The sequence below is a fragment of the Rheinheimera oceanensis genome, from assembly GCF_018831085.1.
GTDB lineage: Bacteria > Pseudomonadota > Gammaproteobacteria > Enterobacterales > Alteromonadaceae > Alishewanella > Alishewanella oceanensis.
This window is the reverse complement of the sequence record NZ_JAGPNM010000003.1, coordinates 172639-189770: the sequence shown is the minus strand read 5'-3', so window position 1 is coordinate 189770 and position 17132 is coordinate 172639. Positions and strand designations below refer to the sequence as shown.

The following is a 17132-nucleotide window of genomic DNA, read 5'->3' as shown; positions in this document are numbered from 1 at the left end:
TTATTCCTTCGCCTGCTCTGGTTTTACTTTCCAGCTGTTGACATATTCCGGGTTTTCCGTCGCCAGCGCCGCTGCGCCTATCTCCAGTGCGTCGCGGGTATCAAGCATTACTGCCACTTCGTCAGTAAATTTCTTTTTATACTCACGCCCTGCCGCAAAAGCTTTCGGGTGTGGGCCATGGGTAAAACCCGCCGGATGGAAAGTCACCATACCTTTTTCGATATTATCGCGGCTGAAAAAATCACCGGCATGATAAAACAGCACTTCATCGTAATCGTCATTGTTGTGATAAAACGGTACTTTTAATGCACCCGGATCGCTCTCAATCGGTCTGGGCACAAAGGTACACACTACAAAGCGCTGCGCAACAAAAGTGGTGTGCGCCGACGGTGGCAAATGATAACGATGGCTCATTAACGGGCGGATATCGCGCCAGTTAATCCGCATTACCGCTAAATCGCCGTGCCAGCCAATGGCATCTAACGGGTTATACGGGTAAGTAATAACCGATATCTGGCCGTGGCGTTTTACCTCAACCTGCCATTGCTGCTCGCTGTACTGCGCTTTAAAGGCGTCATCTATTTTCGGTGTATCCAGCATGGCCGGGTCAAAAATAGCGTGGTTACCTACCAGACCTTTTTCCGGCAGTTGATAGCTGTCGTTGGTGGCTTCAACCAGCAGGATAAACATCGGCTCTTTTGGCTCTAACCGCCACATGGTCGAGCGCGGAATAACAATATAATCACCGTCGCGCACTGTCATATGACCGTAGTCACAATACAGCTCAGCGCTGCCTTCATGGATAAACAGCAGTTCATCACCGTCGGCATTGCGCACCAGCTTGCTCATGTTGGCGCTTAAGCGCCAGGTGCGCATTTTGCAATGCGCATTAAACAGCAAATTTGGCACGGCCCACGGCGAATTAGTGTTATCGACACCAATCTCATTAAAGTTAAACAGGTGCGGCCGCAGTGGCCCCTGCCAGTCGGTCCAGCCGGTTGGCGCATGGCGGTGATGAAAGTGCGTAGCCGGGCCAAAAAAGCCGCTGCGGCCAGTCTCGCGCTCGTATATCGCCTGCTCAGGAAAATCAGCATGCGCCTGTCTTGATACATCACCTTCCTTTAACGGAAACGATGCCCATTTACGCATTGCTTAACACTCCGCGCTGAATTTGATCTTCTTCGATAGACTCAAACAAGGCTTTAAAGTTACCCTCGCCAAAGCCTTCATTGCCTTTGCGCTGAATAATTTCAAAAAACACCGGGCCAATCACGGTTTTGGTGAAAATTTGCAGCAAAATGCCGTCTTTCATTGGCGCGCCGTCAATCAGAATACGTAACTCACGTAGTTGATCTAAATCTTCATCATGGCCTACTACACGCTCGTTTACTTTGTTGTAGTAGGTGTCCGGCGTTGGCATAAAGTCCATACCGCGGCTACGTAAAGTACGCACAGTTTCATAAATGTTTTCAGTCGTCAGGGCGATATGCTGGATGCCCTCGCCTTTGTATTCACGGATAAACTCTTCAATCTGCGATTTATCGTCTGACGATTCATTGATAGGAATACGGATTTTACCGCATGGTGCTGTCATCGCTTTTGACACCAGACCGGTAAGTTTACCTTCAATATCAAAATACCGGATTTCACGGAAGTTACCGATATTTTCATAGAAGCCAGCCCAGGTATTCATATTGCCGCGCATGACGTTATGCGTTAAATGATCCAGCACTTCCAGGCCAACACCGTGCTTGGTCATTTCAAGCTGCCAGTTGTCATAGTATTTAAAATCAACATCGTAAACTGAACTGGCACCATAACGGTCAACAAAATACAGCAAACTGCTGCCAATACCGTAAACGGCCGGGATATTCAGCTCCATCGGGCCAATCTGGTTTTTATACTCTTTAGCGCCGTTAGCCACGGCATGCTTTAACGCATGGGCAGCATCTTTTACCCGAAATGCCATAGCACATACACTGGGGCCATGCTTACGGGCAAATTCTTCTGCCTGCGAGTTTGGCTCAGCATTAACAATAAAGTTAATGTCGCCTTGCTTATATAACCAGGCTTGCTTAGAGCGGTGCTGTGCTACTTCAGTAAAGCCCAGTGCATAAAATAAATCTTTTAACTTCTGAATACCCTCAGCATTAGCTGCGGTGTATTCAACAAACTCGAAACCATCAGTTCCCAGCGGATTAATTTTATCTGTCATTGTTATAGTCCTAACTACGTCTTGGTTGGCGCTAATAATGCGCTTGCGCTAAAAAAAAGGAAGAGGGCAGCAAGTAACAGCTTAATGGCTGCTAAACTGCTGTTTTGTAAAGCTGCTGATACAAAACAGCCCTTTTTTGAAAAAGTGATCTAAAAGGGCCGCCAAATCGCTTTGGCAGCCCCTCTTAAGTACAGTTTTACGCACAAAGCGTAGTTAAATTTTTACACTCTTACGATTAATACCGTAATCACGCAATTTATTAGCAATAGCGGTGTGGCTTAAACCAAGCTTTTTCGCTAACTGGCGTGAACTGGGATAAGCCGGAAACAATTTACGCAGCAGATTAGCTTCAAAACGTTTTACCGCTTCATCCAGGGTACCGTCGAAGTCTTGTTCTAAATAGCCAAAATCATTGTTGTAGCTTGGCAGTTGCAGATGTTCTTTATCCAGTTCAAAACCTTCAAGCAGCGTAATGGCGCGATACAGCGCATTTTCCAGCTGGCGTACGTTACCCGGCCACGGATAATTTTGCAGAAAATTAGCACAGCTATCGGTTAACTTCGGCGCTTTGCGACCAAGCCTTGCCGCAAAACGGGCAATAAAGAATTCGGCCAGCGGGAGCACATCCTGCTTGCGCTCGCGCAGGGGCGGTAAAGCCAGTGTCAATACATTAAGGCGGTAGTATAAGTCTTCACGGAACTTGCCCTCCTGCACCATGCTGGGTAAATCTTTTTGCGTGGTGCAAATTACCCGCACATCAACTTTTACTTCGTTTTCATCGGCAACACGGCGGAAACTGCCGTCCTGCAAAAAGCGGATCAGTTTGGTTTGCAACTGATGCGACATTTCGCCTACTTCATCTAAGAATACTGTACCGCCATTGGCCAGCTCGAAAATACCTTTTTTGCCTTCTGCAGTGCCGGGAAAGGCATTGGCGCCATAACCAAACAGCTCAGACTCTGCTACGTTGTCTGGTAACGAAGCACAGCTAAGTGCTAAAAAAGGTTTACCGGTGCGGCTGCTGGCAGCATGACAGGCCCGGGCCAGCAACTCTTTACCAGTGCCGGTTTCACCGATAATCAGAATAGGTGCATCCAGCTGTGACATTTTCTTCGCTTCACGCACAACTTTGCGCATTAAGTTACTGTGCGCCTGCAAGGTGTTAAAACTTTCCTGATCACCTTTTTTAAACGCCACCATATGCTGGCCCAGCCGGCTTTCAGATTTTAAATTAATAACAGCGCCGGCCAGAATTTCGTGGCCGGTTTCATCCGGCACCATCACCGGCAGAATGTCAGCGACAAAACGCTTGCCATGAATTTCCAGCCGCCGGGTTTGTGCCAGCACATCATCGCCTTCTAACCAGCGCTGAAAGTTAAACCCCTTAACCATGCCCTGCAATGATTGGCCGGCGATAGCGCTATGTTCTACCGACAACGCTTCCAGTGCAGCATCATTAATTACAGTAACATTGGCTTTAATATCAACGGCAATCAAGCCATCCGGTAGTGTTTTAAGCAAGGTAGATAATTCATTATGCTCACGCTCTGACGGCATAAAAGCAGTGGTTTTAACATCTTCTACGCCGGTAATACGGCGCATTTTAGCCATTAGCTCCTGAAACTTTTCAAAGTTTACTGTCGGAAACGACACATACATCCGGCTTAAGCTGGGGTCTACTTCAATACCACGCAGATCCAGCTGATAACTTACCAGTACATTTAATACTTCTTGTGCCAGGCCAAGCCTGTTCTGGCATTGAATTTCTAAACGCATACCGCAAAGTGCCCCAAGACCAAGTAATTACCAGCATAATACGGTAAAACGATGAGCCTAGACCAGTAGTTTTGTAAAGAAATGTGAACAAATGCGCTATTTAGCGGGTAACTGAGACGAGCGGTGGTATAACACCACCCGCCACTGAAAGAATAAATATCTTATTAAGCAGACAGCAAGGTATCCGTTTTGGCAGCACAGATAAAGTCATTTTTGTGCAGGCCTTTAATAGAATGCGACCACCAGGTTACCGTCAGCTTGCCCCACTCCAGCAACAGCGCAGGATGATGGCCTTCAGTTTCTGCCAGTTCAGCTACTTTATTGTGAAACGCCCAGGCCAGCTTAAAGTTTTTAAACTTAAACTCACGCTCCAGTTGCAAAATACCGTCACGCACTACCGGCGTCCAGTCGGGGATCTGCCGCATTAACTCAGGCAGCTCGGCGTCAGACACTTTGGGCGCATCTGCACGACAGGCTTCACATTGCATTGCTTTTAATTCAGACATTCTGTAATCCTAACTTGCTTGTTTTTCTTTTGGCGGAAATTTTGGCGCATGCAGCCCCAGTGCTTTGGCTTGCTCAACCAGCGCCATCATATCCAGATGGGCTATATCAAACAGCTGGTCAATACGCTCAATCATAAAGTACACCGGCTGCATAATATCGATGCGGTACGGTGTACGTAATACATCTACCGCATCAAAGGGTTTACGCTCAGGCACAGCAGATTCAAGTGCGTAGGTGGTTTCACCCGGCGACGATAAAATACCGCCGCCATATATCCGCAAACCATCTGGCGTGCTTAACAAACCAAATTCAATGGTAAACCAGTATAAGCGGGCCAGGTAGACACGGTCTTGCTTACTGGCCGCCAGCCCGAGTTTACCGTAGGTATGGGTGAACTCGGCAAAAGCCGGGTTGGTCAGCATAGCGCAGTGGCCGAAAATCTCATGGAACACATCCGGTTCCTGCAGATAATCAAACTCTTCGCGGCTACGGATAAAGGTGGCCACCGGAAAACGCTTATTGGCCAACAGCTCAAAAAATTTATCGAAGCTGATTAACGCCGGAACTTCAGCACATTCCCAGCCGGTAGTGGCACGCAATACTTTACTGACTTCTTCCAGTTGCGGAATGCGATCGGTTGGCAACTGTAGTTTATCCAGCCCTGCCATGTATTCATCACAGGCTTTGCCATTAATCACACTTAGCTGGCGGGTGATCAGTTCATGCCAGATTTGATTTTCTTCATCTGTCCAGGCAATAAAGCCATGCTCGTCAGACTGACGGGACACATATTTACTCGACTTACTCATAAACAACCTGTTGAATATTCTGTTATACGGGAGTGTCCCGCTTATCTGCAGTTAAATTATTATTGCTATACGGGCAGATAATTAGTTAGTGCGGATACTAAGCGATAGTGCGGCAAGAGTTAATCTCGTTGCCGCCTAAAGTTGGCCGGCGTGGCGTAAAGTTTAGCTTACAACCTGACTAAGCATCAGCGCTGGCGTTGCTGCATTTTATCCAGCGCCTGCGCCAGATCGGCGATGATGTCATCAACATGTTCAAGCCCGACAGAAACACGAATTAAACCGTCACTGATACCGGCCATCTGCCGCTCTTCTGCCGTGTAAGGGCTGTGCGTCATCGACGCCGGATGTTGAATAAGCGATTCGGCATCGCCCAGGCTTACTGCCAGGCTAAGCAGACGACACTGGTTGATAAAATAGCGGCTGTCATCCAGGCTGGCATTTAGCTCAAACGCCAGCACGCCACCGGCGGCTTTCATCTGGTTGCCAATAAACTTAAAGCCCGGGTGCGATGGTAAACCAGGGTAAAACACTGCGCTTACGGCTGGATGCGCCTGCAGATATTCCGCAACTCTCTGCGCATTACTGCAATGGCGCTCCAGCCGCACTGACAGCGTTTTTAAACCGCGGATAATCAGCCATGCATCATGCGGGCTAATGGTGGCGCCCATATCTTTTAACGTGGTCAGTTTAATGGTTTTAATAGTTTCGCTATCCGATACAATCAGCCCCGCTACCACATCGCCGTGGCCGTTCAGGTATTTGGTAGCGCTGTGGATCACGATATCAATGCCGTAATCGGCCGGCTTTTGCAGCAAAGGCGTAAGAAAGGTGTTATCAATCACCGAAATCAGCTGATGACGCTGACAGAAATCACCGAGAAAGGCCAGATCCAACACCACCAGATTTGGGTTTATTGGCGTTTCGGCAAACAACATTTTGGTGTTAGGTTTAACGGCCTGTTCAACCGCAGCGTGGTCTGTCATATCAACAAAGCTCACTTCAATGCCGTAACGGGCAAACATATGGTTAAACAGTGCAAAACTGCAGCCATAAATGGCTTTACTGGCAATTAAATGATCACCCTGCTGCAAAAACGCCATAGTACTGGCCGCGACAGCACCCATACCGGTAGCCGTTGCAGCCGCATCAGCCATGCCTTCCAGCGCTGCTATTTTTAGTTCCAGTTCGCGGGTAGTCGGGTTACCCAGCCGGGTATAAATATAGCCTTCGGCCTCGCCGGCAAAGCGGGCGGCACCCTGCTCAGCATTATCAAAAATAAAAGTAGAGGTTTGGTATAACGGCGTGGCTAAAGTACCGTGTTGATTTTTTTCTTTACCGGCGTGAATACACAGGGTTTCGGCTTTTTTATTATTGTCATGCATAAAGTTACTGCTGCTGAAAGTTAAAGTCGCTGTAACAAATAGCAGAAACTAATATTAATGGAAGCAAGCCAGACATCTTGCAGTCTGGCGGTATCAGCACAGTTTATCCTGCGCTGTCAGCTTTAGTTTGCGCAGCAGTGCTAAAACGTTGTAATAAAGCACGGCCGAGTGATTTTATACTGACTTTGGCAGTAGCCGTTACCGGTAATGGCCGCAACTGTTGCTGCGCCAGATTACCAAGGCGTGCCACCAGTAAACCGGCAATCACGCCCTGCCCGGCCCGGGCCGATAACTTGGCCGTTAACTCGCTGCCAATCACGTCGGATGCCATATCAAGCGCCAGCTCTGAACCTCCGGCCCACAGCAGCGCTGCAAACAGCCGCTTTAACAACAGCATACTGCGCAACTGGCCGATAGCGCCGCCGTACAGCTGTGCCAATTCGCGCACTAAACGGCTGCTGCGCCATAACACTAATATCATGTCAGCCAGGGCAAAGGGGCTTATTGCCACCGCCATGCTGGTATCTGTGGCTGCACGGTAGATAATTTGCTGCGCCTGTTTATCCAGCACGGTTAACACAAAATGCTCAAACAATGCCAGTTGTTCTTCGTCGCTATGCTCATCTTTTACTGCCGCCCGCCACTGGCTTATTGCCGCGCTAATATCGGGATTTGCCGGCAAACTGGCCGCCACCGCCTGACACAACTTTTGTGCTTCGCCAAACTGTACGCTATGGCGGATACGTTGTGCACTTTGCTGCCACTGCCGGTTACGGGCTAAACGGCGCCATAACTTTACTTCACGCCAGACGAGACTGGTCAGCAGCACCAGTACTGCCACAGTAACCAGGCTTAACAGGCCGCCTTGCAACACACTTTGCTGCCAGCTTTGTTGCAACATTAGCCCCCATTGCCATACCGACAGCACAACAATAACCAGCAAGGTTGCCGCAGATAAACGCCACCACCAAAGGTTAGTTTTCACCGGCAGGGCAGCCTCAGTTACTGCTGTACTAACAAAGTCATCATCGTGGTAATAACTGGCACTTTTTAACTCAACAGCTGTCGGTGTCAGCTTCGGCTGGCTAAAATAACGGGCCTGCTTTAATTCGCTCATCGTAATTTGTCTCCGAGGATAAACTGCAACACGTGGTCCATCCGCATATGAGGTAAAGCCTGAGAGTCGTTCCACGGCAATGGCCGTAGCGGTAAAAAAGCAAACCTATGTTGTTCAAACACCGCTTCAGACGGCACGCTGGCCGGAACGTCGCCAGGGAAATACGTCAGCACCTGCTGATCCAGCCCGGTACCCGTTATGCAGGGCTGTGCCAAACCATCTGCCTGCACAAAGCCACTGTTACTGGCGCGTATTGCAGCTATTGCCATGGCCTCAGTGGTAGCAGCCTGATACTGGCTGTTTTTCAGCGGTTGCTGTAATAGCTGTTGCAACAGCAAAGTAAGCGCTTTGTGTTGCTCTGGCGTAGCATGATCAGCTTTACTGGCTGCAAATAGTACTTTGCTGATTTTAGGTTTAAACAACCGGCTTAACAGGCTGGACGGCCCATAATTAAAGCTTTGCAAAATAAGCCGCAGGGCCTGCTGCAACTCAGTGATAGCAGCATAACCGGCATTGAGAGCCGACAGGCAATCTACCAGTATGACCTGACGATCAAGCGCAGAAAAATGTTGCTGATAAAACGGCTTGATCACATGTTTACGATAGCTGTCGTAATGCTGCTCCAGTTGGGTTGCCAGTGCAGAGGGTTGCTCTGCCTGCTGTGGTAACAGCGGAAATAGTTGCAACATAGGCGCACCAGCCAATACACCCGGTACCAGCAAACGGCCGGGCTGGTTTAAATAGGCGCCGGGCGTTTGATGAAACTGTGCCAGTAGCTGCTTGTAGCTGTCTGTAAGCTGCTGCAGATGTAATTCGCTGGCATCCTGCAAGTTGGTATTTTGCAGTAGTTGTTTAAACGGTTGTGCCGCAGTACTGCGGTGGCTTTTGGCAAATAGCTGCCAGCTAAACTCACACCACCGGGCATAACTCATATCCAGCATCGGTAAATCCAGCAACCATTCACCGGGATAATCTATAACATCCAGCGCCAGTTCGCTGTGGCTCTGCAAATGAGAGCGCAAACCAGATGCAGCTTTGTAACGCAGTTGCAGGCTTAGCTGACTCCAGCCCGTGGTTGATGGCGGCCATGCGGGCGGGTCTTGCTGCAGATACTGCAGGTTTTGCTCCAGCGGAAAGCGCGGCACAGCCAGTATCTGGCTTGCCAGGCGTCCGCCCAGATAACGCTGTTCGCGTACTACATCAAAAAATGGCAAATTAAACGGCTGATCGCCCTGCGTTAGCTGGTGTACCAATGAGGTAATAAATGCCGTTTTACCTGAACCGCTAAGCCCGGTGACCCCCAGGCGTAAATGACGATCAAAAGCGCGGCTTGTCAGCTCGCGCCTTTGATGCTGAAGTTGCTTGAATAGATCCATAAGCTAAGGCTTACCACCCTAGAGGCTGTTAAATTCGCGATTTAACTGAAATTTAGCTGATGTCACGTGGCGTTCGAGATCACGCAAACGTAGTTCCAACCCGTTAAACTGGTTGGTTAAATGCTGCAGCGCGTCTTTTGGTGCTTCGCCACGCTGCCATACCCGGGTTTTTACCTCTACCACCTTCTCTGTTGCCGGGCTTAAATCAGCCGTAGTTGTTGCTTTGAAGGCGGCCTTGGACTTTTTTTCCAGTACCACCCAGGCAGCAATATACAACACTGAAACCAAACCACCGGCACCAAGAAAAAATGCTGATACAGTAATAATGCGCACCAGCCAGAGTTCCCAGCCAAAGTAGTCGGCGATACCGGCACATACGCCAGCTATCTTGCCATTGGTATCATCACGTAACAGTTCACGCTTAAGCTTAGTCATGTGAAGACCTCCATTTCGGGCTTTCAGCATCTAAAATGGCTTCCAGCGTTTTAATGCGGTCGGCCATCTTCTCTGCCCGGTGTGCCAGATCATTTAACTGCAACAGTTCCTGATCTGACAACCCCTGCCCCATTTTGTTCTTGCTACGGTAATGCATGATGACCCAGATCGGTGCCACAAAAATCATAAACAGGATAATTGGTACACCAATGACTTCTGAAAAATCCATGAGTTACTCCTAAACGCCTGCTGCTCAGGCGTCTTTATCTTTCTGATTAACTTTAGCCTTTAATGCCGCCAGTTCATTGTCAATTTTGTCCTGAGCAGCCAGTTCAGCAAACTCATCCTTTAAGGTTTTCTTACCTAAATCATAGGCTTCAACCTGAGCTTCCAGCGTATCAATTTTCTGCTCGTAACGCTCAAATTTATACATCGCATCGTTAATACGGTTGCTGTCCAGTGTCTTTTTCACTTCCAGCCGTGATGCCACTGTTTTCTGGCGCATTAACATCGATTTCTGCCGGGCTTTGGCATCTGCCAGTTTCTCCTGCAACTGTGCAACTTCATCCTGCAGCTTGCTGATATGCTCATCCAGATTGGTAATATCTGCTGCCACTGCATTGGCCTGATCCGCAGCTTTTTGCCGTTCAATCAGTGCAGAGCGCGCTAAGTCTTCGCGTTCTTTGCTAAGTGCCAGCTCGGCCTTGGCCTGCCAGTCGGCCACTTCTTCCTGCAAACGGTTTACCACCCGCTGCAACTCTTTTTTCTCGGCAATGGTTTTAGCCGAAGAAGAACGTACTTCTACTAAGGTGTCTTCCATTTCCTGGATAATCAGCCGGACCATTTTTTCCGGATCTTCGGCTTTATCTAACAGTGCGTTGATATTTGAGTTCACTATGTCTGAGAAGCGTGAAAAAATACCCATAATATTTACCTCTTAAATGACTGGTTTAGTACAACCTAATCTATTCAGTTTCCTTGCCAACTTTGCAATTTATTTTAACTCAATGATTAGTATCAATTTTTATTTATTTTGCATTAAAGCTTCTGCTGGCGGATATTATGAAATACACTACTAATTAGCCAATTTAACTAACAAATAGCACGCCATGAGCATAAAATTCAAACAAGATAATCTGGTGGGCCAGTCTAACAGTTTTCTTAATGTGCTGGATCAGGTCTCACAAATAGCGCCGTTAGACAAGCCGGTATTAATTATCGGTGAACGTGGCACCGGTAAAGAACTCATCGCTGCCCGTCTGCACTTTTTGTCGCAGCGCTGGGATCAGCAATACCTTACGCTCAACTGCGCCTCACTGAATGAAAACCTGTTGGAAAGTGAACTATTCGGCCACGAAGCAGGCGCCTTTACCGGAGCCAGTAAACGCCATGAAGGACGTTTTGAGCGGGCTCACGGCGGCACCTTATTTCTGGACGAGCTGGCAAATACGCCGGGTTTAGTGCAGGAAAAGCTATTAAGGGTAATTGAATATGGCGAATTTGAACGCGTAGGCGGCAGCCGCTCTATAAAAACGGATGTCAGACTGATTTGTGCTACCAACGAAGATTTGCCGGTATTAGCCGAGCAGGGCGAATTTCGTGCCGACTTACTGGACCGGCTGGCGTTTGATGTTATTACCTTACCGCCAATGCGTGAACGCCAGGAAGATATTATGGTACTGGCCGAACATTTTGCTATAAATATGGCCCGCGAACTGGGCTTTGAGCTGTTCAGTGGTTTTAGTGAAAAAGCCAAACGTACCCTGCTTGATTACCACTGGCCCGGTAATGTGCGTGAACTGAAAAATGTAGTAGAGCGCAGTGTATACCGCACCAATAATGCGTATGTGCCGGTACATGATATTCAGTTAGACCCGTTCGAATCGCCTTACCGGCCAAAACATCGCATCAAAGCGCCACGCCTGCAGACACAACAAGCTGCACCGGTGCAGGAAAGCACAAACATGTTGCCTGTTGCAGCAGCTGCCACAGTTGTAACACGACCTAACCAGTTCGATTTCAGCCAGGTACAGGATTTTAAAACCCTGTCGCAGGATTTTGAAGTAAGCCTGATTAAGCAGGCGCTGGCCGCCAGTCAGTATAATCAGAAAAAAACAGCTGAACTGTTGAATCTGACCTATCATCAGCTACGTGGCTATATGAAAAAATATCAGTTACTGGAAAGCCAGCAAGTATGAACGTTAGCTTTAACCAGATAATACAGTCAGCCCCCGGGCGCAGTTTTTTGCCTCTGCTTGTGGCAACCGTTGTCAGCGCTTGCCAGCCGCAACTGCCTGAAACCGTGCGCAGCGGTTTAGTGTACTGCTCTGAAGGCTCGCCAGAGGCGTTTAACCCGCAGTTAGTTACCTCCGGCACAACCATTGATGCTATCAGCCAGCAGCTATATGACCGCTTGCTGGATATTGACCCGCAAAGCGGTGAGCTTAAACCCTTACTGGCCACCCACTGGCAGGTGAATGACAGTGGCACTGTGTATGAGTTTACCCTGCGCCCTGAGGTGCAATTTCATCAAACCGAATACTTTACCCCCAGCAGGCCATTTAACAGCGACGACGTGATATTTACCTTTAACCGTATTATGGATAAAAACCATCCTTTTCATTATCAGGGTGGCGGTAATTATCCGTTTTTTCAAAGTGTTGACTGGGCCAATTTGGTTGAACGTGTTGTAGCTACCAGTGATAACACCGTACGGTTTGAATTAACCCGGCCTGACAGTTCGTTTTTATCTAATCTGGCTACTGATTTTGCCGCCATTTTATCTGCAGAATACGGCGCAGCCGTGCTTGCCCGGGGCCAGCCCGGCAGAATTGACAGCCATCCGGTTGGTACCGGGCCTTTTCGCTTTAAAGAGTACCAAAAAGATGTACTGATACGATATTACCGCCATAAGAGCTACTGGCGCGAACAGGCAAAACCTGAGCAGTTAGTGTTTGACATAGTGCCGAACAATGCCCGGCGTATGGCTAAATTGTTTACCCACGAATGTGATATAGTAGCCTTTCCCCGTGTGGCCGAACTTGGTCTTATCAGCCAGCGCCCCGATGTGGACGTGCAGGAAAGCACCAGCATGAATGTTGGTTTCTGGGCATTTAACACCACTAAGCCGCCATTTGACAACGCCAAGGTACGGCTGGCACTGGCAATGGCTATTAACCGCGAAGCCATTTTACAGGCCGTGTATTTTGGCTATGCCACTGCAGCAAACTCCGTATTACCGCCTACATCCTGGGCTTATAATGCTGACTTGCCACAACTACCTTTTGATCAAACTCAGGCTAAGGCATTATTAGCCGAAGCAGGTTATGCCAACGGCTTTAGTATGGATATCTGGGCAATGCCAGTGCAGCGCCTGTATAACCCCAATGCACTGAAAATGGCCGAAATGATGCAGGCAGATCTTGCCCAAATTGGTGTCAGAGCCACAATAGTATCTTACGAATGGAACAGTTTTCGCCGTAAACTCAGTAACAACGAGCATGATTCAGTGCTGATTGGCTGGTCGGCCGATAATGCTGACCCTGACAATTTTTTCCGGCCGCTTTTAAGCTGTAGTGCTGCACAAACCGGTACTAACAGAGCCAACTGGTGCGATACTAACTTTGACCGCTTAATAAGCCAGGCGCTGCTGACATCTGATCAAAAGCAACGCCGCAGTTATTATATAGCGGCACAACAATATCTTGCAGAGCAAATGCCGTTACTGAGCATTGCGCACTCGCAACGCTTTCAGGCACTTAACAGCGACATCAGCGGCATTGATATTAATCCTTACGGCGGGATCTCGCTGGCAACCGCCGTTAAGGATGTTAAATGACCCTGTATTTACTACGTCGCCTGTTTTTACTGGTTTTTGTCTTTATCGCCCTGAGCATACTGGCATTTAGCCTGGGGTATTTGTTTCCGGGCAATGCATTGCAAAATTTTACCGGCCTGACAGATATTCCTGCAGAACTGGCAACACAATTAACAGCAGAGTACCGCTTGGATAGCGGCTACATTCAACAGTATATTGCCTACCTGCAGCGTATTTTCAGTGGCGATTGGGGCTTGTCTTTTGCCAGTAAACAGCCACTGCTACAGGAAATAAAAATATTACTGCCCGCTACGTTGGAGTTGGCCGCTTATGCTCTGCTGGTGTCTTTTTTTGTCGGCATTCCACTGGGTATCATTGCCGCAATAAAACCGGACGGTATTATCAGCCGCATTATTTCAGCACTGGCTATAGCAGGTTACTCAATACCGGTATTCTGGTGGGCACTGCTGCTGATTATGCTGTTTTCACTTGGCCTTGGCTGGCTACCAACGGCCGGGCGCATTGGCGTATTGTATGAAATCCCGCATGTTACCGGTTTTATGCTGGCCGATATTCTGCTGTCTAACAGCCAGCACCAGACAGAAGCCCTGCTCAATGCACTGCGCCACACACTGCTGCCAACAATAGTGCTGGCAACCTTCCCCACCACCGTGATGATCCGTTTTACCCGTGATTCTATGCTGGAGGTTTGGGAACAAAGTTATATCAAAACCGCACGCGCCAAGGGGCTTAACCGTGCACAAGTGCTGTACCGGCATGCTCTGCGTAACGCCCTGCTGCCGGTTATCCGCCAGATTGGCCTGCAATTTAGTACCCTTATAACACTGGCAATGATTACAGAAGTTATTTTCTCCTGGCCGGGTATTGGCCGCTGGCTGATAGACAGTATTTATCAACGTAATTACCCGGCAATTCAAGCAGGTTTACTGGTTATCTCAACCCTGGTTATCAGTGTAAATATGTTAACAGAAATTCTGCATACGCTATTCAACCCTCTAGCAAGGAAGCGCTGAGATGGCCCGCTTTCGTTTATTACCCGATGAGCAACACGCCCGTTCACCGCTGCTGTTGCTATGGCGCGAGTTTGCCCGCCAGCACAGCGCAATGCTGGGGTTGGCGTTGTTTGTGCTGTTTTTTCTGCTGGCAATACTCTCACCGCTGCTAACCCCATATGATCCCTACCTGCAAAACGATACCCTGTTGCTGATTGCCCCCTCGTGGTCTGAACAAGGGCTGGTGCAATATCCGTTTGGTACCGATGATTTGGGGCGTGATATGTTCTCCCGCATGCTTATGGGAGCCCGCTATACTTTTGGTATTGCACTTATAACGGTAATGGGCGCCTTGCTAATAGGCTTGTTGCTGGGGGTATTGGCAGGAATGAGTAAAGGCGTAAAATCCAGCGTATTTAACCATGTGCTCGATTTAGCGCTGACAATCCCATCCTTACTGTTAGCTATTATTATCGTGGCTATACTCGGCCCTGGGCTGTTAAACACACTGTGGGCCATTATGCTGGCTTTACTGCCGCAATTTGTTCACAGCATCCGTAATGCTATTGCCGAGCAGTTGAATCAGGATTACGTCACCGCTTACCGTTTAGATGGCGCCAGTAACTGGCAGGTGCTTACCCGGCTTATTTTACCCAATATCTGGGAGCGGCTAACCGTAACCGCAACGATGGCATTATCAACCGCTATTCTCGATATTGCGGCACTGGGCTTTCTTGGCCTTGGCGCCCAGGCTCCTACTGCAGAATGGGGTGCGATTATCGCTGACTCACTGGATCTTATTTACGTTGCCCCTGTAGGCGTTGCATTGCCAGGGTTACTGATATTTACAGCGGTATTGTCGGTTAATCTGGTGGGCGATGGCCTGCGTAACGCCATGAAAAAACGGCGGGAAAACTAATGCTGTTACTCGACATTAAAAACCTGACCATAGAGCTGAAAACCCCCGATGGATTAATCCGGGCTGTTGACCGGGTTAATCTTAGTTTGCGTGAAGGTGAAACCCGCGGCCTGGTAGGCGAATCAGGCTCAGGTAAAAGCCTTATTGCCAAGGCTATTGTGGGTGTACTTAACAAACGCTGGCTGGTTAGTGCCGACCGCTTCAACTGGTGTGGGCAGGATTTGCTGCGTTTACCCTATGATCAGCAGCGCAAAGTCATTGGCCGTGACATTGCCATGATATATCAGGAACCCAGCCGCAGCCTCGACCCTACAGCAGCCATACTGGAACAGCTCGAAGAAGCTATTCCAGACCACCTGCTGGAGGGCCCCTGGTGGAAACGCGGTTATCTGCGCCGGCGCAAGGCCATTGGTTTATTACACAAAGTAGGGGTGCGTGACCACCAGGCAGTATTGCAAAGTTATCCTTACCAGTTATCTGAGGGTGTTTGCCAGAAAATCATGATTGCGATGGCTATTGCCAAGGCACCAAAACTATTGATTGCTGATGAGCCCACTACGGCACTGGAAAGTACTACCCAGGCGCAACTATTTCGTTTGCTGGCCAGTTTTAACCAGCTAAAAGGCACCTCGGTACTACTGATAAGCCACGAGCTGGAAAGTATAGCCCGTTATACCCAAAGCCTGAGTGTACTGTATTGTGGCCAGTTGGTTGAAGCAGGCGAAACCGCCAGCATTATCAAACAGCCTTATCATCCCTACACCAATGCGCTGATTAAAAGCGTACCTGAATTTCAACCAAACCTGCAGCCGAAAACACCCTTATATGCCCTGCCTGGCAGTATACCGGTACTGCAGCATCTGCCTATCGGCTGCCGCCTTGGCCCCCGCTGCCCGAATGCCCGTAAAGAATGTGTCAAAACACCAACTCTGGACCGTTTACAAAATCACTATTACAGCTGCCATTTTCCCTTAATCGGTAAAAAAGACTTATGAATACCCTGCTTGAAGTCAGAGATCTGTGCAAGACCTATCACAAACAAAGTGGCTGGTTCAGTCAGCGCAGTGTTATTGCACTGCAAAATATCAGCTTTACGCTGGCAGAAGGTAAAACTCTGGCGATTGTTGGTGAAACCGGTTCTGGCAAAAGTACGCTGGCAAAACTACTGGTAGGCATTGAAAAGCCAGACAGCGGCGATATTCTGCTGGCTGGCCAACCGGTTAAAATTAGCCATTACCGGCAATATAACCATGTTATCCGCTTTATTTTTCAGGATGCAGCAAAATCACTCAATCCACACCAGAAAATAGGTCAAATGCTGGACGACGTATTACGTTTCAGCACAGTGCTGGACGCGCAACAACGCAAGTTAAAAATCCGCCAGACATTAAAACAGCTCGGTTTGCTGGATGAACACAGTGAATACTATCCACATATGTTTTCCGGCGGCCAGTTGCAACGGGTGGCACTGGCAAGAGCACTGATCCTTGACCCTAAGCTGCTTATTTTAGATGAAGCGCTAACTGCACTGGACCCATCGCTGCGGGCGCAAATTGTTAACTTACTGCTGGAGCTGCAGCAAAAATCCGGCCTGGCTTACCTGCTGATCACCAACCATTTGCGGCTGGTACGCCATATCGCTGACGATTTGCTGGTATTACATCAGGGTACCGCGCTGGATTACGGCAACACCGCACATGTCTTTAGCAATGCCGAACATGACTACAGCCGCAAACTGATTAATAGCGCGATTGCATAAAAAAACC

General features: G+C 48.7%; 17 protein-coding genes. 6 read left to right on the top strand and 11 right to left on the bottom strand.

The genetic code is table 11. The annotated features are described in order from the left end of the window. The 11 genes from J3B89_RS08990 to pspA all read right to left on the bottom strand — a co-directional run bounded on the left by J3B89_RS08990 (nt 1) and on the right by pspA (nt 10542). On the bottom strand, nt 1–1149 hold the full coding sequence (locus tag J3B89_RS08990; RefSeq protein WP_215397204.1) for a homogentisate 1,2-dioxygenase: 1149 nt from the start codon (nt 1147–1149) through the stop codon (nt 1–3). Next, nucleotides 1142–2215 (bottom strand): 4-hydroxyphenylpyruvate dioxygenase, encoded by a 1074-nt coding sequence (hppD, locus tag J3B89_RS08985; protein ID WP_215397203.1) that lies wholly within the window; start codon nt 2213–2215, stop codon nt 1142–1144. Before hppD ends, J3B89_RS08990 begins: the two co-directional genes overlap by 8 nt. A 213-nt stretch (nt 2216–2428) precedes the next feature. Continuing rightward, entirely contained in the window at nt 2429–3991 is a 1563-nt protein-coding gene (gene tyrR, locus J3B89_RS08980; RefSeq protein ID WP_215397202.1) for a transcriptional regulator TyrR, read from the bottom strand. 164 nt (nt 3992–4155) lie between these two features. Then, nucleotides 4156–4497, bottom strand: coding sequence for a 4a-hydroxytetrahydrobiopterin dehydratase (locus J3B89_RS08975; RefSeq protein ID WP_215397201.1), 342 nt, complete (start codon nt 4495–4497; stop codon nt 4156–4158). Between the two features lie 9 nt (nt 4498–4506). Continuing rightward, nucleotides 4507–5307 (bottom strand): phenylalanine 4-monooxygenase, encoded by an 801-nt coding sequence (gene phhA, locus J3B89_RS08970; protein WP_215397200.1) that lies wholly within the window; start codon nt 5305–5307, stop codon nt 4507–4509. Nucleotides 5308–5492: 185 nt separating this feature from the next. Next, entirely contained in the window at nt 5493–6689 is a 1197-nt protein-coding gene (locus J3B89_RS08965) for a trans-sulfuration enzyme family protein (RefSeq protein ID WP_215397199.1), read from the bottom strand. 103 nt (nt 6690–6792) lie between these two features. After that, complete coding sequence (locus tag J3B89_RS08960) at nt 6793–7806, bottom strand: TIGR01620 family protein (protein ID WP_215397198.1); 1014 nt, start codon at nt 7804–7806, stop codon at nt 6793–6795. After that, nucleotides 7803–9182 carry a YcjX family GTP-binding protein gene (locus J3B89_RS08955; RefSeq protein ID WP_215397197.1) on the bottom strand — a complete coding sequence of 460 codons (1380 nt, stop codon included), beginning with the start codon at nt 9180–9182 and terminating at the stop codon, nt 7803–7805. Before J3B89_RS08955 ends, J3B89_RS08960 begins: the two co-directional genes overlap by 4 nt. Nucleotides 9183–9200: 18 nt before the next feature. Beyond that, nucleotides 9201–9617 (bottom strand): envelope stress response membrane protein PspC, encoded by a 417-nt coding sequence (pspC, locus tag J3B89_RS08950; protein WP_215397196.1) that lies wholly within the window; start codon nt 9615–9617, stop codon nt 9201–9203. Continuing rightward, nucleotides 9610–9846 carry an envelope stress response membrane protein PspB gene (pspB, locus tag J3B89_RS08945; RefSeq protein ID WP_215397195.1) on the bottom strand — a complete coding sequence of 79 codons (237 nt, stop codon included), beginning with the start codon at nt 9844–9846 and terminating at the stop codon, nt 9610–9612. Before pspB ends, pspC begins: the two co-directional genes overlap by 8 nt. A 24-nt stretch (nt 9847–9870) precedes the next feature. Beyond that, nucleotides 9871–10542, bottom strand: a complete 672-nt coding sequence (gene pspA / locus J3B89_RS08940) for a phage shock protein PspA (RefSeq protein WP_215397194.1) — start codon at nt 10540–10542, stop codon at nt 9871–9873. 184 nt (nt 10543–10726) lie between these two features. Between pspA and pspF the strand changes: the two genes are divergently transcribed. The 6 genes from pspF to J3B89_RS08910 are packed head-to-tail and all read left to right on the top strand — an operon-like array spanning nt 10727 to nt 17125. After that, the gene (gene pspF, locus J3B89_RS08935) at nt 10727–11815 is read left to right on the top strand and encodes a phage shock protein operon transcriptional activator (protein ID WP_215397193.1); all 1089 of its coding nucleotides are present in this window, start codon (nt 10727–10729) and stop codon (nt 11813–11815) included. Next, nucleotides 11812–13455 (top strand): ABC transporter substrate-binding protein, encoded by a 1644-nt coding sequence (locus J3B89_RS08930; protein ID WP_215397192.1) that lies wholly within the window; start codon nt 11812–11814, stop codon nt 13453–13455. The genes pspF and J3B89_RS08930 overlap by 4 nt, the downstream gene beginning before the upstream one ends. Then, complete coding sequence (locus tag J3B89_RS08925) at nt 13452–14468, top strand: ABC transporter permease (RefSeq protein ID WP_215397191.1); 1017 nt, start codon at nt 13452–13454, stop codon at nt 14466–14468. The genes J3B89_RS08930 and J3B89_RS08925 overlap by 4 nt, the downstream gene beginning before the upstream one ends. A 1-nt stretch (nt 14469) precedes the next feature. Then, nucleotides 14470–15366: an ABC transporter permease subunit gene (locus J3B89_RS08920; RefSeq protein WP_215397190.1), complete on the top strand. Its 897-nt coding sequence runs from the start codon at nt 14470–14472 to the stop codon at nt 15364–15366. Further along, a complete protein-coding gene (locus J3B89_RS08915) occupies nt 15366–16361 on the top strand; it encodes a peptide ABC transporter ATP-binding protein (RefSeq protein WP_215397189.1) in 996 nt (331 codons plus the stop codon). The genes J3B89_RS08920 and J3B89_RS08915 overlap by 1 nt, the downstream gene beginning before the upstream one ends. After that, nucleotides 16358–17125 (top strand): ATP-binding cassette domain-containing protein, encoded by a 768-nt coding sequence (locus J3B89_RS08910; protein WP_215397188.1) that lies wholly within the window; start codon nt 16358–16360, stop codon nt 17123–17125. The genes J3B89_RS08915 and J3B89_RS08910 overlap by 4 nt, the downstream gene beginning before the upstream one ends. Nucleotides 17126–17132: the final 7 nt, after the last annotated feature.